Source organism: Streptomyces sp. NBC_00273, from assembly GCF_036178145.1.
GTDB lineage: Bacteria > Actinomycetota > Actinomycetes > Streptomycetales > Streptomycetaceae > Streptomyces.
In genome coordinates this window covers 7,695,312-7,713,190 of sequence record NZ_CP108067.1, presented here as the reverse complement: position 1 = coordinate 7,713,190, position 17,879 = coordinate 7,695,312, and the positions used below count along the sequence as shown (strand labels likewise).

Here is a 17,879-nt window from a genome sequence, read left to right as displayed (position 1 = left end):
GTCACGGAAGGGGCTGTTCAGCGGCTGCGGCGGCTTGAGTATGCCCGATCAGGGGCTTCCCGTCACCGGGGCAAGATCACCGAGCGGATCGAACGGCTCTTCGGAGCCGGGAGGTGCCGGACACTCCGGGACGAACTCCTCGATCACCTCCAGTGTCGCGCGCAGCTGGCGCACGAGCAGGGCTCCGAGCTCGGAGCGATCGGGCTGTCCCGGGGCGCCGAGCACCCCGATCCAGTCCAGGGTGGCTCCTTCGACCCCGGAGAGCCAGCCCACGAGGGCGAGCCGGGCGATCGGCGGGAGGGCACGGCGTCCGTACGCGCCTTCGGCGATCGTGGCGACGAGCTCCTCGCGGACGACGTCGCGGATGGCGAGTACCTCGGCGTCGGAGCCGACGCCGCCGCTGACGATGGTGCGGTAGGCGGCGCGGTGGTGCTCGGCGTAGTGCAGGTAGCCCTCGATGGTGCGGCGGACGCGCTCCGCGCCGGGAAGGTCGGTGTCGCCGCCGGCCCGGGCGACGAGCTCGGCCACGGAGTCCTCGACGATGGCGAGGTAGTAGCCGCGCTTGCTGTCGAAGTAGTAGTAGATCAACCCCTTGGCGACGCCCGCGTGTTTGGCGATGTCGTCCATGGAGAGCGCGTCGTACGGGGTGTCGGCGAACAACTTGCGCCCGGTGGCTATGAGTTCGGCCCTGCGCGCTTGCGATCGACCGGTCGTTCCGCGCTGTTGACTATTATTCAAATCCAGCCCTAGCCTCGAACTGCCACAGGACGCCCACCTTAGGGCAGACCTGCGCGCCGAGCTCATTTCGCACTTCCCTGCGCATCTGGCGGCAAGAGCATCGGGGGTCTTCTCCTCGAAGCTGAGCAGCAAGGGCCCCACCTCGTACCTGCGGACGGACCGCTCCGTCGACGGCGACTCGACGGCGACTCGACGGCGACGCCGCTTTCGGGACGCCGTAGATCGACCGGGAACATCGAGGTGGTGGGGGTGAAGTCGCACGCCTGGTCCGCGACCGGCTGCGGCTGCGGACCCGGCCGTTCTCGGGCGGTCTGCTGGTCCCGCTCTTCCCGCTCCTGGTCCGCGCAGGGCCCGGTCGACGGGGTTCCACGGGTACCGGCCGCCCGGGCCGCCGGGACCGCCGGGTCTGCCCAGGCGCCCACCGCGGGCGGGCCGTTGGAGGTGCTGGCGCTGGAGGTGCGCGCGGCGTCGCTCCGCGACTACCGGCTACGCACCCGGGACGGCGGGGAGGGGTACGCTCTCGCGGCCAGGCCCCTCGATCTGCGCGGCCATGAGACCTCGCACCTCACGAGGTACGGCGGGCGGGTGCGTCGAAGGGCTGTTGTGCGTCGCCTTCAGCCCGGACGGGCCGCTGCTGGAGGCCTCGCGATCCCGGACCGGGAGGGGCTCAGAGCCAGCCGACCTGGGTGACGAACATGGCGACGACGACCACGAGGGTCCAGCCGAGCACGTGCTCCAGCCAGGTGGAGTCGTCCTTGGGGCCTCCGGTCCGGGCGAGGCTCCGGGGAGCGGCGATGGGGGCGGCGCTGTCGGCAGTCATGGCGTCCAATGTGCCAGCGTTCGCGGCTTTCGCGGTAGGGACGTCATGGGTGGCGTGCATCACGCAAACACCGACATACACGGACAGGGGCAGGGGCAGGGGCAGGGAGATGAGCGGGGGCGACCCGGGCCCGGGTCCCGGCGGCAGACGGCCGGGCCCCGGCCTCGTCGGTCGGGACCCGGCGCGCTCGTTCATGGGGCGCTCCCTCCGGCGCCCCCTCAGGTGCGGGACCCCCGGTCGCGGCTCGCCATGCCGGCCATCGCGAGGCCGAGGCACAGGGCGATGCCTCCGGCGATCACGTTGCTGACCACCGTTCGCGTCGTGTCCATCTCACCGGCGATGGCCCACGGGGCGATGATCGTCCACGCTCCGAGGGCGACCGCCGTCCACGCCATCGCGTGAGTGCGCTCGTAGGCGGAACCCAGACCGCTCATGCACAGGCAGAAGGCCAGGCCGGCGATCAGGTTGTTGATGGCCAGCGGGGTGAGGGCGCTGAACCCCACGATCCACGGCGAGGCGGCCAGGTACAGGCCCGTGATCAGGGCGAGCGCTTCGACGGCCTGCGCCCGGGGAGTGGTGGTCACCCGCTCGAACCGAGTGCGCATCTCGGCGAGATCGGGGTGGTGCTCGATGTTGGGATGGGTGGTCATGGCCGGCCGCCTCCTACTGAGAAGCCTTTATCCGCCATTTACCCCACTATGTTCCGCTTATCCGTGCCGCTTGGTCAACGGAAAAGTGGGCGACATTCTCACAACACCCCCACCGCCCGCAGCGCCCGGAACTGCGCCCGGCTCAGGCGGGCCGGCGCGTAGAGGTAGCAGATGCCGCCGGAGCCCGAGGTGACCTTGCCGGAGGCCCCCGTGCGCTTGGTACGCAGCCAGATGTTCTCCCACTCGGCGCGCTTGTAGACGCGGCGCACGGCGGTGTTGTCCCGCGAGTTGGGGTCGTTCGCGATCACGTCCCCGGCGGCGGTGAAGCCGATCACGGTCATCAGGTGGCCGGCGGTGCCGTAGCCCGCGCCCGTGAGTTCGTCGGGGCGGAAGGACTGGGAGGTGATGGCCGGGATGCCGGACCGGACCAGGGTCTCCAGGTCGGTCAGGGAGGTGAGGCGGGTGACGACTCCGGCCAGCCCGCGGTAGGTGGCGGCGTACGCGGCGTTGAAGGGCCAGTTGCCGCAGCCCTTGTAGGCGGCGTCGTAGGTGGAGCGGGCCGCGTGGCAGATCTGCGGGTCGGAGTACTTCGGGTCGACCCAGGTCAGGTCGGAGGGGGCGGCCCGGCCGCCCCAGTACTCGATGATCATCTGCGAGGAGGTGGGGCTGCACCAGGCTTCGCCGCCGTTGTCGTACTCGGGGTACCGGCCGGCGTGGACCTCCTGCGAGTAGCGCGGGACCTTCAGCTCGTGGGCCGTACGGGAGGGGGTGGAGGCCGGGACGGTGAAGCGGTCCGGGACGTCGGAGACCATGGCGCCCGCGAGCCGTACGGTGGGACCGTGCTCGGCGCCGGGCCTGCGGTGGAGGGTGAGGCGCAACTGCCAGGCCGCGATCCGCAGGCCGGCGGTGGCGGCCGGCGGGTCGAGGGCCAGGGTGTCGGTCCAGACGGTGGACCTGCCGTCGCTCTGGCCGTCCACCGAGGTGCGGCGGATGTCCCCGTCGCCGGAGGCCCAGCGGCCCATCACGTACCAGGGGGTGGCGGTGCCGTCGGTGTAGGTGCCGCGCAGTTCGATCTGGATCCAGGTCCCGGCCGGGGTGCGGGCGTTCCAGGAGGCGATGGCCTCGGTGGCGGGCACGGTGGAACGGTGCACGGGGGAGGTCCAGGTGGCGTACTCCCAGGTGCTCTTGCGACCGGTGTGCGGGTCGGCGTACTCGGTGCGGCCGACGGCCGTGGCGATCTCCAGGCCCGGGCGGGCGCCGCCGACGGCGGTGGTGCCCTGGTGGGTGCCCGCGAGCCAGTGGCCGTAGGAGTACCAGAAGCGGTTGTCGACGGTGCGGCCCGGGGCCCGCGGGGCGGGAGGAGTGGGAGGGGCCGCCGAGGCGCTGGCGCCGGAGACGGTGGCGGCGGTGGCCGCGGTGGCGACCGCGAGTGCGGCGACGAGTACGGCCCTGCGCGGCGTGGGTTCGGTCATCGCGTGTTCCCCCAGGGTGGGTCGGTCCTTCGGTGGCTCTCCGGTGGCTTCCGGCATCACCCTTGCAGTTCCCGGCGGCGGCGGCCCGAAGCCGCGGGTCGTGTCGGGCCTGTCTACGCTGGTCGGGTGGAGTCGCACCAGTCACTTGAGTCACTCGCCCGGGAGCTCGCCGCGCTGCCGCCGTCCCTCGGCCCGGTGCGCCTGATCGGGATCGACGGGCACGCCGGGTCCGGGAAGAGCACCTTTGCGGGGCGGCTCGCCGAGGCGCTGGGGGCGCCCGTGCTGCACCTGGACGACGTGGCCACCCACGAGGAGCTGTTCGGCTGGGAGGAGCGGCTGCGCGCGCAGGTGCTGGAGCCACTCGCCGCCGGACGACCCGCGCACTGGGCCCCGTACGACTGGGTGGAGCGCCGGTTCGGTCCCGAGCGGGTGCTGGAGCCGGCGCCGGTGCTCCTGGTCGAGGGGGTCGGCGCGGGGCGGGCGGCGCTGCGGCCGCGGCTGGCGCGGCTGCTGTGGATGGAGACGCCGCGCGAGCAGTCCTGGCAACGGGGGCGGAACCGGGACGGGCGTGAACTTTCCGACTTCTGGGACGGATGGGAGCGCGCGGAGCGCGCGCACTTCTCCAACGATCCTTCGCGCCCCTTCGCCGACACCCTGGTACGCCAGAGTGGTACGGGATACGAGTGGTCTTCCGGGGCCCGTGCGACCGTAGGATCCTCCGCTTCCGTCACCGGGAGTAACGAACTCCCCCGGGCCTGAACGCCCCCGGAAATCCGCCCCCGCCGGGCCCCGGCCGACCCGCTTGACCCGGGGCCCGCGACGGCCCTACGTTCTGAATGCGCGGCCCCTACGGGCTGCCGCGGACACGAAGCCCCCGGTTGTTCCCCCGTGATCGGGGGCTTCGTTCTGCCCGCGAACCCCCTCCCGGGCGGTGTCACGCGCGGCCGATCCACCCCGATCCTTCACCCTGAGTCACCGTTCGCCCCAGGGGCGCACGCCGGAAACGGACCTGTCGCGCCCTACGTAAGGTGCGTGACCGCAGGTACGATGCAGCCCTGATTTCATCGGCGCAGTGGGCAACTCATGTGCTCGTCACGGAGGTTGCCGCGCACCACGGGGGCGGCTTGTGGGGGACGTGATGGATTTCGGCACGCCGGGCAGCATGCACGCCCCGGCCGAACTGGCCTGGCTGCGCGGGGTCGACGCCTGCACCATGGGCGCCTATCCGCAGGCCGAGGAAGAGTTCCGGGCGGCCGTACGGCTCGACCCCTCCATGGCGGACGCATGGCTGGGCCTGCACGCGCTCCGGGTCGACACCGGTAACGCGTTACTTCGCATGTACGCCCACCGGGACCGGTTCGGCGAGCAGCGCGCCCGGCACCGTCGGACGCTGAACTCCTGGTACTGGCTGGGCTGGTGGGTGCAGCCGGTGCTGGAGAGCCGGCGCGATCTGCTCCTCGCGCATGCCTCGCACTGGCTGGACGGCCGCCACGTGCCCGAACTGGACCAGGCCCTGGCCGCGCTGCCGCCGGTGGACACCGATGCGCAGGTACGGTTCCTGCACGCCTGCCGGGCCTATCTGGTCAAGGACTGGGAGCAGCTGGTCCGACACACCGAGCCGCTGGTCAACGATCCGCTGCTGGGCATCGAGGCCGGGCTGTTCGGCGGGATGGCGCGGGTCCGGCTGGAGATGTACGGGCAGGCGGAGCCGATGCTGGCGGCGGCGCTGATGCGGTGTCGCAGCGAGCAGCCCCAGCGCAAGGAGCTGCGGTACTGGCTGGCGCGGGCGCGGGAGGGCACCGGGCGCAGCGCGGCGGCGCTGCCGCTGTACCGGGCGGTGCACCGGGTGGATCCCTCGTTCATGGACACGGCGGCCCGGCTGACGGCCATCGAGGACGGTGACGACACCGACGGCGTGGCCGATCTGGCGGGCCTGGCGGGGTACGCCGCGTACGGGGGCTACAGCGGGCACGGCCCGTCCCCGGCCGGCGGGGACCTCGCGGCGGTCGCGCTGGGCGGCGGGCCCGTCCAGGACGTCGCGGCGGACGGCCAGGTGGAGCCCGATCCGCTGGTTCCGCCCGCTCCCCCGGCGGGACGCGTGGAGGGGGCGCGGCGCAAGGCGCCGGTCCCGCCACAGGGCACGCCCGAGGGGTTGCCGGCCGGGCCGGCGGACCCGGCGGCGCTCGCCGAGGCGCTGGCGGAGCTGGAGCGGATGGTGGGCCTGGAACCGGTCAAGCGGCAGGTGAAGGCGCTCTCGGCGCAGCTGCACATGGCGCGGCTGCGGGCGGGTCAGGGGCTGCCGGTGCAGCCGCCGAAGCGGCACTTCGTGTTCTCCGGGCCCTCCGGTACGGGCAAGACGACCGTGGCCCGGATCCTGGGCCGGGTGTTCTACGCGCTGGGGCTGCTCGGCGGCGACCATCTGGTGGAGGCCCAACGGGCCGACCTCGTGGGCGAGTTCCTCGGGCAGACGGCGGTGAAGGCGAACGAGCTGATCGATTCGGCGATCGGCGGGGTGCTGTTCGTCGACGAGGCCTACTCGCTGTCCAACTCGGGCTACAGCAAGGGCGACGCGTACGGCGACGAGGCCCTGCAGGTGCTGCTGAAGCGGGCCGAGGACAACCGGGACCACCTGGTGGTGATCCTGGCGGGCTACCCTGCGGGGATGGACCGGCTGCTGGCCGCCAATCCGGGGCTGTCGTCGCGCTTCACCACCCGGGTGGACTTCCCCAGCTACCGGCCGCTGGAACTGACCGCGATCGGCGGGGTGCTGGCGGACGCGAACGGGGACCACTGGGACGAGGAGGCGCTGGAGGAGCTGCGCAGCATCAGCGCGCACGTGGTGGAGCAGGGCTGGATCGACGAGCTCGGCAACGGCCGCTTCCTGCGGACCCTGTACGAGAAGAGCTGCGCGTACCGGGACCTGCGGCTGGCGGGCTTCGCGGGTGAGCCGTCGCGGGACGACCTGGCGACGCTGCGGCTGCCCGACCTGATGCAGGCGTACGGGGAGGTCCTGTCGGGCCGCGGCCCCCAGGAGCGGCCGGAGCCCCCGACCCTCTGAGGGCGGAAGCAGACGCGCCGCCGGGGCCCGTCGTGACGGGCCCCGGCGGCGTGCGGACCTGAGCGGTCAGTTCTTCGGCTGGCGGCCGCAGACGAACTCGAGGTTCTGGGGGGTCGTGTTGGCGCACCAGAGACTGGGTCGCGCCGGCGGCACGAAGACGTACTCGGTCAGCTTCATGTTGACCGGAGCGCAGTCCTGCCTGCCCTTGTACGGCGAGTACTTGGGGCACTTCCCGTTCGGCAGCTGCTGCAGGTGGGCGCGGAGCGCGTCCAGGCCGAGGTCCTCGACGCCCGGGTTGGTGGACGGCATGAAGCGGTTGGCCGACCAGGAGCCGCCCATGGTGGCGAACAGGGCGGTCACGCAGATCAGGCCGGCGGCCAGCTGGGACAGCAGGCGCGGGGAGATCCGGGCGGCCCGGGCCGGGGCGACCTCCTGGAGCGTGCCGCGGATCCAGCCGAAGCCGCGCTCGTAGGTGAGCATCAGGCCGAGGACGGCCAGGATGATCAGGCAGTAGAAGATGATCCAGGTGGTGCGCGGGTACAGCTGGACGGCCTGGTTGTGCGCCATGTGGGAGGCGAACCAGAAGCGCAGCAGCCAGGCGCCGGCGAGGACGAAGCCCGCGGTGCGGACCACGATGTTGCGCAGGCCGAGGCCCACGCCGAGGCCCACGCCGAGGAGCAGCAGGATGCCGAAGCCGGTCTGGCCGGCGAGCTCGCCGGACACCGGGAAGTTGTGGTAGGTCTGCTCGCCGGCCCGGTCGGACGCCCAGCCCATCACGTAGGCCGGGTCAAGGTAGGTGTTGATGTAGGCGTAGCGGTCCACCGTCGAGGCGCCCAGGCGGGCCAACTGGTACAGCAGCGGCGCGCCGATGACGGCGGCGGTGATCAGCATGGCGCCGAGGAAGGCCAGCGCGCGCTTGACGGCGACCCGGCCGCGGCGCCACGGGAACAGCAGCAGGCCGAGGACGAAACCGCCCGGAGCGGCCCACAGGTACCAGCCGGAGTACCAGAGGAACATGACGCCGAACACGATGCCGAAGCCGAGGCCGCGCAGCACTGCGGAGCGCATCGTGAGCTGGTCGGCCCGGCGGATCTCGCGGAAGGCGGCGGCCAGCAGCGGCAGCAGGACGAGCATGGAGCCGTGGCTGTAGGGGCGGATCGGGTCGAGGAACACGATCGAGGCCGGTACGGCGATGGCCATCGCCCAGAACGGACGCAGCATCAGTCGCCACGCGACGTAGGCCATCGGGCCGACCAGTGCGCTGAGGATCAGCTGCAGGTCCTTGAGGGCGTGGCCCACATCGGCGATGCCGTTGTGGAAGGCCTTGGCCCAGAGCGCGAGGAGGGCGGGGAACAGGGGCGGGTAGACCCCCGGCAGGCCCTTGTGGCGCATCATGTCGTTGGCCATGCCCATGAGGTTGCCGGGGTCGCCCTCCTGGCCGCCCAGGCCCCACGGCGTGCCGTGCAGGGCGACCGCGATGCCGCCCGCGACGATGCCGGTGGCCAGGCCCGCGAGGGCCGCGCACACCAGCCGCTGCGCGACCTGGTAGTAGCGCAGGGTGCCCCGGTAGGCGAGGAACAGCAGCACCGCGAGGACGGGTATGCCGATCAGGGCCGCGTACTGCTGGACCTTGGCGAGGCCGCTGACCTGACCGATCCGGGTGACGGGGTTGACGCTGATGTGCGTACACAGCAGCATGAACCCGAGGGCGACGACGACACTGACCACGACCTCCCCCAGCGGGAGGAACCAGCGCTTCTGCGTCCAGCGGTCGAAGCGGCCGCCCGACCGGGCCGTCGACTTCCCGTCGGACGGAGCGCCTGTGGCGCCGTCCGACGTGCTGGAGGGGGCGCCGATGATGTTCGGTGCCAAATCCGTCATGTCAAATCGCTTCCGTGAAGCGGCACTCTGCCGCAGGTCGGGCCGGCTCGACGGGGCGAGCGAGGTCAGCGGGCGGCGGCCGGGGCACCCGGCCGACACGCGTCCCCGGCATGCCGACGGGACTCCACGCCGGACACGCTAGCGCATCGGCATCACGCCCCCGCCGACCCATGGGGCGAACGGGAGCTCGATCGATCGCGAGGCGTCCGACGTACGGTGACCGGGCCACCCGGGGGTACCACAGACGGAGCCGGACCGGGAAACCAGACGATCCCCGGGTCCGTAGTGTTCCGTGTGGCGACCCGTGAAGTCCAACTCAAGTCCCCGAACCGACGATCCGGCCATCAAGACGGCCGGGACTCAATAGAGGTTCACCGAGACGCGCACGAACCGGCTCGGGGTGACCGACCTCACACCCGACTCCGTCCCCTTCGCCCCTGGACGTCCGGTCCCGCACGTTCCGCCCCCGGACCCTCGCGGGCCCGCGGGCGGAACGACCGGTCGCCGGCCTAGCGACGGGCGGGCGCCACCCGGTGGGCCGGGTCGCGGACCTCGCCGACCAGCATCTCGAGGACGTCCTCCAGGGCGACCAGGCCGAGGACCCGGCCCCCCGGGTCCGCCACCTGCGCGAGGTGCGTGGCGTCCCGGCGCATGACGCCGAGGGCGTCGTCCAGCGGAACGGTGGAGCACAGCGTGGTCATCCGGCGCCAGACCCGCTGCGGGACGGCCCGCTCCCGGTCCTCCAGGTCCAGTACGTCCTTGACGTGCAGGTAGCCCATGAAGGCGCCGCTGTCGGCACGCACGGGGAAACGGGAGTAGCCGGTGCGCACGGTCAGCTGCTCGATCTGCCGCGGGGTCACCGCCGGGCCGACCGTGACCAGCCGGTCCGGGCCGAGGAGGACGTCGGTGACGGGACGGCTGCCCAGTTCCAGCGCGTCCTCCAGCCGCTCCTGCTCGACCGGCTCCAGGAGCCCGGCCTGCCGGGAGTCCTTGAGGAGCCGACCCAGCTGGGCGGAGGTGTAGACGGCCTCGACCTCGTCCTTGGGCTCCACCTTGAAGAGCTTCAGGACGAGCGCGGCACAGGCGCCGAGCGCGCTGGTGACCGGCCCGCACAGGCGGGCGAAGGCGACCAGGCCGGGACTGAACCACAGGGCGGTCTTCTCCGGGGCGGCCATGGCCAGGTTCTTCGGCACCATTTCGCCGATCACCAGGTGCAGGAAGACCACGGCGCTGAGCGCGAACGCGTAGCCGAGGGGGTGGATCAGGCCCTGCGGTACGTGGACGGCGTGGAAGACGGGCTCCAGCAGCCGGGCCACGGTGGGCTCGGCGACCGCGCCGAGGGTGAGCGAACACACGGTGATGCCGAACTGCGCCGCGGCCATCATGCGCGGCAGGTTCTCCAGGCCGTGGAGCACCTGGCGGGCCCGCTTGGAATCGGCCGCGAGGGGCTCGATCTGGCTGCGCCGTACGGAGACGAGCGCGAACTCGGCGCCGACGAAGAAGCCGTTGGCGAGGACCAGCAGCAGGGCGAAGAGGAGTTGGAGCGCGTTCATCGGGCGGCGCCTTCCAGCTCGGCCCGCTGCGGTTCGGGCACGGCCGCGCCGTCGGCCGCGGGCCGGTACGCGCCGGCCGCGGGCACCGCCGCCAGCCGGACCAGCCGGACCCGCTCGGCACGGTTGCGGCCGACGCGGCGGACGGACAACTTCCAGCCGGGGAGTTCCGCGCGGTCCCCGGGGGCGGGGATCCGGCCGAGCAGATCGGCGACGAGGCCGGCGACGGTCTCGTACGGGCCTTCGGGTACGTCCAGGCCTATGCGGCGCAGGGTCTGTACCCGGCAGCTGCCGTCGGCCTCCCAGGAGGGGCGGCCGTCCTCGGACGCCACCGCGGCCAGTTCGGGGGTCTGGTCCTCGGCGAGGTCGTGCTCGTCGCGGACCTCGCCGACGAGTTCCTCCACGATGTCCTCCAGCGTGACGACGCCGGCGGTACCGCCGTACTCGTCGACGACCACGGCCATCGGCTGCTCGCTGCGCAGCCGCTCCAGCAGCGGCTGCACCGGCAGGGAGCCGGGCACCAGCAGCGGGGCGACGCAGATCCGGCTCACGCTCGTGCGGTCGCGTTCGGACTCGCGCACGGCGAGGGCGTCCTTGAGGTGGACGACGCCGGTGATCTCGTCGATGCGGTCGCGGTAGACCGGGAAGCGGGACAGGCCCGTGGCACGGGTCAGGTTGAGCACGTCGGCCGCGGTGGCCGTGTGCATCAGGGCGCTGACCTTCACCCGGGGGGTCATGACGTGTTGGGCCGTGAGCTCGCCCAGCGAGAGGGTCCGGACGAAGAGGTCGGCGGTGTCCTGTTCGAGGGCACCGGCCTGGGCCGAATGGCGGACCAGGGAGAGCAGCTCGCCGGGGGTCCGGGCGGACGCCATCTCCTCGGTCGGTTCCACGCCGAGCGCCCGCACGAGGCGGTTGGCCACGGCGTTGAGTCCGGCGATGACCGGGCGGAAGGCGCGGGAGAAGACCTGCTGGGGGCCGGCGACGAAGCGGGCCACCTGAAGCGGCCGGGAGACCGCCCAGTTCTTCGGGACGAGCTCGCCGACGACCATCTGGACGGCGGAGGCGAGCAGCATGCCGATGACGACGGCGACGCCGGAGACGGCTCCCTTCGGCAGGCCGGTCGCGGCGAGCGGCCCGGCCAGCAGTGCGGCGAGGGCGGGCTCGGCGAGCATGCCGACCACGAGGGAGGTGATGGTGATGCCGAGTTGGGTGCCGGAGAGCTGGAAGGACAGCTCCCGTAGGGCCTTGACCACCGTGCGGGCACGGCGGTCACCGTCGGCTGCGGCGCGTTCGGCGTCGGGTCGCTCCACGGTGACGAGGCCGAACTCGGCGGCCACGAAGAAACCGTTGGCGAGGATGAGTGCGAAGGCCGCCGCGAGCAGAAGTAGCGGGATGGTCATGCCGCCGCCTCCGAGGGGAGGGCGGCGCGGGTACTACCGGACGATCCGTCCATTGCTGGAGGGAGTCACTCCTCAAGTCGCAGGTGCCCACGGGCCACGAGGTCCCGGGGCCGGTGGGAGGGCGCACGGCTGCGCCCCGCCACCAGGGTAGTCATTGAGATCCCGGCCGCAACGGTACGCAGCCGTGGGGATCGGCCGACTCAGTGGTCGCCGGTGCCCGTTCCGTGGGTTTCCGCCAGGGTGCGCAGGGCTCGGGCGTCGCCGATCGCCTGCTGCTTGGCGATGCCCGGCTGGATGCCGAGGGCGGGCAGGCTGGTGCCGTCGCTGAGGTCGAGGAACACCCACGGGTCGCCCGGGCGGAGGTTGACCCGCAGGATCTGGGCCCACTCCAGGCGGCGGGTGTTGGTCAGGTTGACGACCGTGACGCCGCTCTCGTCCGCGACCACCTTGGGGCGGCTGAGCAGGACGAGTACGGAGCTCAGCAGGACGGCGGTGAAGACGAAGCTGATCCGCTCGCCGGGGCTGAGGTTCTCCAGCAGCAGGGCGATCGCCGTGATGGTGACGAACATGGCGAGGCCGACGCCCAGCAGGACGACCCGGGTGCGGGTCGGCCGGAAGGTGACCGGCAGGGTGGGTGGGGCGGGCTGGGCGACGGACTCGGCCATGGTGCGATGCCTTCTGGATGTGGCGTGCGGGTCGGTGACGCGGCGTGCCGGTGCGGCACGCCGCGTCCAAGGGACTAGAGGCGGCAGGCGTGGATCGAGGTGGTGAGGATCGCACGCGCGCCGAGCTCGTACAGGTCGTCCATGATCCGCTGCGCTTCCTTGGCGGGGACCATCGCGCGGACGGCGACCCAGCCCTCGTTGTGCAGCGGGGAGACGGTCGGCGACTCCAGGCCGGGGGTGAGGGCCACCGCGCGCTCCAGGTGCTCGGCGCGGCAGTCGTAGTCCATCATCACGTAGCTGCGGGCCACCAGGACGCCCTGCAGGCGGCGCAGGAACTGCTGGACCTGCGGGTCGTCGGCGTTGGCGCCGTTGCCGCGGATGACGACGGCCTCGGAGGTGAGGATCGGCTCGCCGATGACCTCCAGGCCGGCGTTGCGCAGGCTGGTGCCGGTCTCGACGACGTCCGCGATGATCTGGGCGACGCCGAGCTGGATGGCGGTCTCGACCGCACCGTCGAGGTGCACGACGGAGGCGTCGATGCCCTTCTCGGCGAGGTGCTTGGCGACGATTCCCTCGTACGAGGTCGCGATCGTCATCCCGCTGAAGTCCTCGGGACCCTTCGCCGTGCCGGGGGTGGTGGCGTAGCGGAAGGTGGAGCGGCCGAAGTTCAGCGGCAGGATCTCCTCGGCGCTGGCGCCGGAGTCGAGCAGCAGGTCGCGGCCGGTGATGCCGATGTCGAGCTTGCCCGAGGAGACGTAGATCGCGATGTCCTTGGGTCGGAGGTAGAAGAACTCCACCTCGTTCTCGGGGTCGACGACCACGAGCTCCTTGGACTCCTTGCGCATCCGGTAACCGGCCTCATGGAGCATCGCCGACGCCGGTCCGGAGAGTGAACCCTTGTTGGGGACGGCGATGCGCAGCATGGGGCTTCCTTTGGTGCGTGGATTACGGGATTGCGGGCGGGTGTGCGTGCCGTGGTTCAGAGGTGCGCGTAGACGTCGTCGAGGGAGATCCCGCGCGCCACCATCATCACCTGGACGTGGTAGAGCAGCTGGGAGATCTCCTCGGCGGCGGCTTCCTTGCCCTCGTACTCGGCGGCCATCCAGACCTCGGCGGCCTCCTCGACGACCTTCTTGCCGATGGCATGCACGCCCTTGTGGACGAGCTCGGCGGTGCGTGAGGTACTGGGGTCGCCTTCGGCGGCCTTGCGCTGGAGCTCGGTGAAGAGCTCCTCGAAGGTCTTGGGGGTCTTGTCAGCCATGATGGTCCTCAGAATACGGGGTTCCCCGTCGCCACTCAGCGCCAGGGTTCGCTGACGGTGCGCAGGGTCATGGCGGTGGAGACGGCGGCGGTGACCGCTTCGTGCCCCTTGTCCTCGTTCGACCCCTCGAGGCCGGCGCGGTCCAGCGCCTGCTCGTCGTTGTCGCAGGTCAGTACTCCGAAGCCGACGGGGACTCCGGTGTCGATCGACACCTGTACCAGGCCCTGGGTGACGCCCTGGCAGACGTAGTCGAAGTGCGGGGTGCCGCCGCGGATGACCACTCCGAGGGCGACGATGGCATCGTAACCGCGACCGGCGAGTACCTTCGCCACGACCGGGAGCTCGAAGCTGCCGGGGACCCGGAGCAGGGTGGGCTCGTCGATGCCCAGCTCGTGCAGGGCCCGCAGGGCTCCGTCGACCAGTCCGTCCATGACCTTCTCGTGCCACTGGGCCGCGATCACCGCGACTCGGAGGTCTCCGCAGTTCTTCACGCTCAGTTCGGGTGCGCCCTTGCCGCTCACAGCTCTGCTCCTCGGTGGTTCGTGTTGGGTGGGGTGGGTTGGGTGGATGTGCGTACGCGTGGTGGTGCGTGCCTACTGGTTGCCGCAGGCGGAGGTGGTCACGGGCCCGTCCAGCCAGGGCAGGTCGTGACCCATCCGGTCCCGCTTGGTGCGCAGGTACCGCAGATTGTGCTCGCCGGCCTCCATCGGCATCGACTCCCGGCTGGTGACCGCGATGCCGTGCCGGACGAGGGCGTCGGACTTCTCGGGGTTGTTGGTCATCAGCCGGACGCCGTGCACGCCGAGGTCGGCGAGGATCTGGGCGCCGGCGCCGTAGTCGCGGGCGTCGGCGGGCAGGCCGAGTTCCAGGTTGGCGTCGAGGGTGTCGCGGCCGCGCTCCTGGAGCTCGTACGCGCGCAGCTTGGACAGGAGTCCGATGCCGCGGCCCTCGTGGCCGCGCAGGTACACGACGATGCCGCGGCCCTCTGTCTTGATGCGTTCCATGGAGGCGTGCAGCTGGGGGCCGCAGTCGCAGCGCTGGGAGGCGAAGATGTCGCCGGTCAGGCACTCGGAGTGCATCCGGACGAGGATGTCGGAGCCGTCGCCGATCTCGCCGTGGACGAGGGCGACGTGCTCGACGCCGTCGACGGTGGAGCGGTAGCCGTACGCCGTGAACTCGCCGAAGGCGGTCGGCAGGCTGACCTCGGCCTCGCGGCGCACGGTGGGCTCGGCGGAGCGGCGGTAGGCGATCAGGTCCTCGATGGAGATGATCGTCAGGCCGTGCTTGCGGGCGAAGGGGATCAGCTCGGGCAGGCGCAGCATGACGCCGTCCTCGCCGGCGATCTCCACGATGGCGCCGGCCGGGCGCAGGCCCGCGAGGCGGGCGAGGTCGACGGCGGCCTCGGTGTGGCCGTTGCGGACCAGGACGCCGCCGGGCTTGGCGCGCAGCGGGAAGACGTGGCCGGGGCGGACGAAGTCACCGGGCTCGGAGACCCCGTCGGCCAGCAGGCGCAGGGTGGTGGCGCGGTCGGCGGCCGAGATGCCGGTGGAGACGCCGTGGGCGGCGCTCGCGTCGACGGAGACGGTGAAGGCGGTCTTCATCGACTCGGTGTTGTTCCCGACCATCTGGGGGAGCTCGAGCCGGTCCAGCTCGGCGCCCTCCATGGGGGCGCAGATCAGGCCGCGGCACTCGCTCATCATGAACGCGATGATCTCGGGAGTGGCCTTCTCGGCGGCGATGACGAGGTCGCCCTCGTTCTCGCGGTCCTCGTCGTCGACGACGACGACGGGGCGGCCCGCCGCGATGTCGCGGATGGCCTGCTCGACGGGGTCGAGGCGGAAGGTCTCTTCGGGGATGTCGGGCACGGGCTTGAGGATGGTCATGCCGTTGCTCCTTCCAGGGCCGGGGCGGGGTTGGTGCGGGAACGCTGGTACCAGTCGTAGGCGCCCCACAGCACGAGGGCGAAGTACACGACGTAGACGAGGCCGGAGAACGCCAGCCCGTTGCTGAAGGCGAGGGGGACGCCGACCAGGTCGACGAGGAGCCAGGCGAACCAGAACTCGACGAGGCCGCGGGCCTGGGCGACCATCGCGACGATGGTGCCGACGAAGATGTACGCGTCGGCCCACGGGCTCCACGAGAGGTTCGGGAAGAGCGTGAAGAGGCCGCCGACGGCGAGGGTGCCGAGCGCCGCGCCGGCCAGGAGGAGCCCGCGCTCCTTCCAGGTGGCGGTGCGCACGGCGATGGAGCCGTCCTGGGCCCGCTGGCGGCCGCGCTGCCAGGCGCGCCAGCCGAAGACGGCCACGCCGATGACGAGGAGCTGCTTGCCGACGCCGCCCGCGAGGTGGGCGGAGGCGTAGGCGGCGATGAGGATCAGGCCGGAGAGGAGCTGGGCGGGCCAGGTCCAGATCGAGCGGCGCCAGCCGAGCGCGAGCGCGGCCAGTCCCATCAGGTTGCCGATCATGTCGGACCAGATGACCTTCTGGCCGAAGACGGTGAAGGCCTCCGCGTTGAGCCAGGTCAGGGCGCTCACCGGTCGTCTCCCGTCGCGTGCAGCGGGTTCACGCCGGCGGCCAGCAGGCGCTCGACGTACTTCGCGAGGACGTCGACCTCGAGGTTGACCGGGTCGCCGCTCTGCTTGATGCCGAGGGTGGTCAGCGCGAGGGTGGTGGGAATGAGGCTGATGGTGAACCAGTCGGCGGCGGCCTCGACCACGGTGAGGCTGACGCCGTCGACCGTGATGGAGCCCTTCTCGACGACGTAGCGGGAGAGGTTCTTCGGCAGGGCGACCTTGACGATCTCCCAGTGCTCGGAGGGGGTCCGGGAGATGATCTCGCCGGTGCCGTCCACGTGCCCCTGGACCAGGTGGCCGCCGAGCCGTCCGCCGAGGGCCATCGGGCGTTCCAGGTTGACCCGGGAGCCCTGGGTCAGGGCGCCGAGGCTGGAGCGGTTCAGGGTCTCCTGCATGACGTCGGCGGTGAACTCGCCGTCCGCGGTCTCCACGACGGTGAGGCAGACGCCGTTCACCGCGATGGAGTCACCGTGCTTGGCGCCTTCGGTGACGAGGGGGCCGCGCAGCCGGAAGCGGGAGGCTTCCTCGAGCTGCTCGACAGCGGTGACCTCGCCCAGTTCTTCGACGATTCCGGTGAACACTCAGTGCTCCTTGGTGGCGGTGGCGGTGGGTGCGGTGACGGGGACCGCGGTGATGCGGAGATCGGGGCCGATGCGGACGACCTCGGTGATGTCGAGGCGCTGCGCACCGGAGATGTTCTTGATCCCGGCGTCGGCGAGGGCCGCGGGGCCGGCGCCGAGCAGGGCCGGGGCGATGTAGCCGACGACGCGGTCGACGGCGCCGCCTTCGAGGAAGGCGCCCGCCAGGGTGGGCCCGCCTTCCAGCAGGACGGAGCGCACGCCGCGCAGGAAGAGGCGGGTGAGGAGGTCGTGGACGCCGATGCGGCCGTCCTGCAGGGGCAGCCGGAGCAGTTCGACGCCGGGCAGGTGCCGGGTGTCGGCGTCCTCTCCGACGACGAGCAGGGTGGGCGCGGCGTCGTCGAGGATGCGGGCGGTCGGCCGGAGCGCGGCGCGGGCGTCGAGGGCGATCCGCAGCGGCTGCACGGCGCCCTCCACGCCGCGCACGGCGAGGTGCGGGTCGTCGGCGCGCAGGGTGCCGCCGCCGACGAGGACGGCGTCGGCCTCGGCGCGCAGCCGGTGGACGTCGGCCCGGGACTCGGCGGAGCTGATCCAGCGGCTGCTGCCGTCCGCGGCGGCGCTGCGGCCGTCGAGGGTGGCGGCGTACTTCCAGGTGACGTGCGGCCGGCCCAGGCGTACGGAGGTCAGCCAGGCGGCGTTGCCCACCTCGGCCTCGTCCGCGAGGAGCCCTGCCGTGGTGTCGATCCCGGCCGCGCGCAGGGTGGCGCCGCCACCGCTGGCCTGCGGGTTCGGGTCGGATACGGCGTAGACCACGCGGGTGATGCCGGCGCCTGCGAGGGCCTGGGCGCAGGGCCCCGTACGGCCGGTGTGGTTGCAGGGCTCGAGGGTGACGTAGGCGGTGCCGCCGCGGGCGGCCTCGCCTGCCGCGCGCAGGGCGTGGACCTCGGCGTGCGGGCCGCCGGCCCGCTCGTGCCAGCCCTCGCCGACGATCGCGCCCGACGCGTCGGTGATGACGCAGCCGACGACCGGGTTGGGGCTGGTGGAGCCGAGTCCGCGGGCCGCGAGCTCGATGGCTCGGCGCATGGCACGGGTGTCCGCGTCGGGTGCTGCGTGCGCGGCGTGTGTCGCCACCGGGTCCTCCTGCCTCATCGGGCACGGACTCCGGGGCCTGTCGGGATACGACAGATGAAGCGGTACAGCACACAGGGGACGCCGAGGCCGGAAAACGGTTCGA

At 72.1% G+C, this 17,879-nt stretch carries 17 protein-coding genes; 2 read left to right on the top strand and 15 right to left on the bottom strand.

Annotated elements, in window-relative coordinates; translation table 11 throughout:
• Positions 1 to 48 precede the first annotated feature (48 nt).
• From OG386_RS34550 to OG386_RS34535, 4 genes are all read right to left on the bottom strand, one after another.
• Complete coding sequence (locus tag OG386_RS34550; protein ID WP_328791302.1) at positions 49 to 738, bottom strand: TetR/AcrR family transcriptional regulator; 690 nt, start codon at positions 736 to 738, stop codon at positions 49 to 51.
• 667 nt (positions 739 to 1,405) lie between these two features.
• A complete protein-coding gene (locus OG386_RS34545; protein ID WP_328791301.1) occupies positions 1,406 to 1,558 on the bottom strand; it encodes an SCO1431 family membrane protein in 153 nt (50 codons plus the stop codon).
• Between the two features lie 218 nt (positions 1,559 to 1,776).
• Entirely contained in the window at positions 1,777 to 2,208 is a 432-nt protein-coding gene (locus OG386_RS34540; protein WP_328791300.1) for an SPW repeat protein, read from the bottom strand.
• 98 nt (positions 2,209 to 2,306) lie between these two features.
• Positions 2,307 to 3,680: a peptidase C39 family protein gene (locus OG386_RS34535; protein ID WP_328791299.1), complete on the bottom strand. Its 1,374-nt coding sequence runs from the start codon at positions 3,678 to 3,680 to the stop codon at positions 2,307 to 2,309.
• Between the two features lie 126 nt (positions 3,681 to 3,806).
• Between OG386_RS34535 and OG386_RS34530 the strand changes: the two genes are divergently transcribed.
• The gene (locus OG386_RS34530; RefSeq protein WP_328791298.1) at positions 3,807 to 4,439 is read left to right on the top strand and encodes a uridine kinase family protein; all 633 of its coding nucleotides are present in this window, start codon (positions 3,807 to 3,809) and stop codon (positions 4,437 to 4,439) included.
• A gap of 379 nt (positions 4,440 to 4,818) precedes the next feature.
• Entirely contained in the window at positions 4,819 to 6,738 is a 1,920-nt protein-coding gene (locus tag OG386_RS34525; protein WP_328791297.1) for an AAA family ATPase, read from the top strand.
• A 66-nt stretch (positions 6,739 to 6,804) separates the two neighbouring features.
• Here the strand turns inward: OG386_RS34525 and OG386_RS34520 are convergent, their stop codons facing one another.
• The 11 genes from OG386_RS34520 to ribD all read right to left on the bottom strand — a co-directional run bounded on the left by OG386_RS34520 (position 6,805) and on the right by ribD (position 17,794).
• Entirely contained in the window at positions 6,805 to 8,619 is a 1,815-nt protein-coding gene (locus OG386_RS34520; RefSeq protein ID WP_328791296.1) for a hypothetical protein, read from the bottom strand.
• 509 nt (positions 8,620 to 9,128) lie between these two features.
• Positions 9,129 to 10,172, bottom strand: coding sequence for a hemolysin family protein (locus OG386_RS34515; RefSeq protein WP_328791295.1), 1,044 nt, complete (start codon positions 10,170 to 10,172; stop codon positions 9,129 to 9,131).
• Positions 10,169 to 11,569, bottom strand: a complete 1,401-nt coding sequence (locus tag OG386_RS34510; protein WP_328791294.1) for a hemolysin family protein — start codon at positions 11,567 to 11,569, stop codon at positions 10,169 to 10,171. Before OG386_RS34510 ends, OG386_RS34515 begins: the two co-directional genes overlap by 4 nt.
• 200 nt (positions 11,570 to 11,769) lie before the next feature.
• Positions 11,770 to 12,234, bottom strand: coding sequence for a PH domain-containing protein (locus tag OG386_RS34505; protein ID WP_328791293.1), 465 nt, complete (start codon positions 12,232 to 12,234; stop codon positions 11,770 to 11,772).
• A gap of 74 nt (positions 12,235 to 12,308) precedes the next feature.
• Complete coding sequence (gene hisG / locus OG386_RS34500) at positions 12,309 to 13,157, bottom strand: ATP phosphoribosyltransferase (protein WP_328791292.1); 849 nt, start codon at positions 13,155 to 13,157, stop codon at positions 12,309 to 12,311.
• A 56-nt stretch (positions 13,158 to 13,213) separates the two neighbouring features.
• Complete coding sequence (locus OG386_RS34495) at positions 13,214 to 13,495, bottom strand: phosphoribosyl-ATP diphosphatase (protein ID WP_030774590.1); 282 nt, start codon at positions 13,493 to 13,495, stop codon at positions 13,214 to 13,216.
• Positions 13,496 to 13,530: 35 nt separating this feature from the next.
• On the bottom strand, positions 13,531 to 14,016 hold the full coding sequence (gene ribH, locus OG386_RS34490) for a 6,7-dimethyl-8-ribityllumazine synthase (RefSeq protein WP_007262951.1): 486 nt from the start codon (positions 14,014 to 14,016) through the stop codon (positions 13,531 to 13,533).
• Positions 14,017 to 14,088: 72 nt separating this feature from the next.
• Positions 14,089 to 15,378 carry a bifunctional 3,4-dihydroxy-2-butanone-4-phosphate synthase/GTP cyclohydrolase II gene (locus tag OG386_RS34485; RefSeq protein WP_328791291.1) on the bottom strand — a complete coding sequence of 430 codons (1,290 nt, stop codon included), beginning with the start codon at positions 15,376 to 15,378 and terminating at the stop codon, positions 14,089 to 14,091.
• Positions 15,375 to 16,028: a nicotinamide mononucleotide transporter family protein gene (locus OG386_RS34480; RefSeq protein ID WP_266598793.1), complete on the bottom strand. Its 654-nt coding sequence runs from the start codon at positions 16,026 to 16,028 to the stop codon at positions 15,375 to 15,377. Before OG386_RS34480 ends, OG386_RS34485 begins: the two co-directional genes overlap by 4 nt.
• On the bottom strand, positions 16,025 to 16,648 hold the full coding sequence (locus OG386_RS34475; RefSeq protein WP_328791290.1) for a riboflavin synthase: 624 nt from the start codon (positions 16,646 to 16,648) through the stop codon (positions 16,025 to 16,027). The genes OG386_RS34480 and OG386_RS34475 overlap by 4 nt, the downstream gene beginning before the upstream one ends.
• Positions 16,649 to 17,794, bottom strand: a complete 1,146-nt coding sequence (gene ribD, locus OG386_RS34470; RefSeq protein ID WP_405786585.1) for a bifunctional diaminohydroxyphosphoribosylaminopyrimidine deaminase/5-amino-6-(5-phosphoribosylamino)uracil reductase RibD — start codon at positions 17,792 to 17,794, stop codon at positions 16,649 to 16,651.
• Positions 17,795 to 17,879 lie beyond the last annotated feature (85 nt).

Bases quoted from the DNA above. Each gene is read 5' to 3' on its own strand.
- OG386_RS34545 (WP_328791301.1), bottom strand. From the start codon at position 1,558: ATGACTGCCGACAGCGCCGCCCCCATCGCCGCTCCCCGGAGCCTCGCC.
- OG386_RS34540 (WP_328791300.1), bottom strand. From the start codon at position 2,208: ATGACCACCCATCCCAACATCGAGCACCACCCCGATCTCGCCGAGATG.
- OG386_RS34535 (WP_328791299.1), bottom strand. From the start codon at position 3,680: ATGACCGAACCCACGCCGCGCAGGGCCGTACTCGTCGCCGCACTCGCG.
- OG386_RS34525 (WP_328791297.1), top strand. From the start codon at position 4,819: ATGGATTTCGGCACGCCGGGCAGCATGCACGCCCCGGCCGAACTGGCC.
- OG386_RS34520 (WP_328791296.1), bottom strand. From the start codon at position 8,619: ATGACGGATTTGGCACCGAACATCATCGGCGCCCCCTCCAGCACGTCG.
- OG386_RS34515 (WP_328791295.1), bottom strand. From the start codon at position 10,172: ATGAACGCGCTCCAACTCCTCTTCGCCCTGCTGCTGGTCCTCGCCAAC.
- OG386_RS34510 (WP_328791294.1), bottom strand. From the start codon at position 11,569: ATGACCATCCCGCTACTTCTGCTCGCGGCGGCCTTCGCACTCATCCTC.
- OG386_RS34505 (WP_328791293.1), bottom strand. From the start codon at position 12,234: ATGGCCGAGTCCGTCGCCCAGCCCGCCCCACCCACCCTGCCGGTCACC.
- hisG (WP_328791292.1), bottom strand. From the start codon at position 13,157: ATGCTGCGCATCGCCGTCCCCAACAAGGGTTCACTCTCCGGACCGGCG.
- OG386_RS34495 (WP_030774590.1), bottom strand. From the start codon at position 13,495: ATGGCTGACAAGACCCCCAAGACCTTCGAGGAGCTCTTCACCGAGCTC.
- OG386_RS34485 (WP_328791291.1), bottom strand. From the start codon at position 15,378: ATGACCATCCTCAAGCCCGTGCCCGACATCCCCGAAGAGACCTTCCGC.
- ribD (WP_405786585.1), bottom strand. From the start codon at position 17,794: ATGAGGCAGGAGGACCCGGTGGCGACACACGCCGCGCACGCAGCACCC.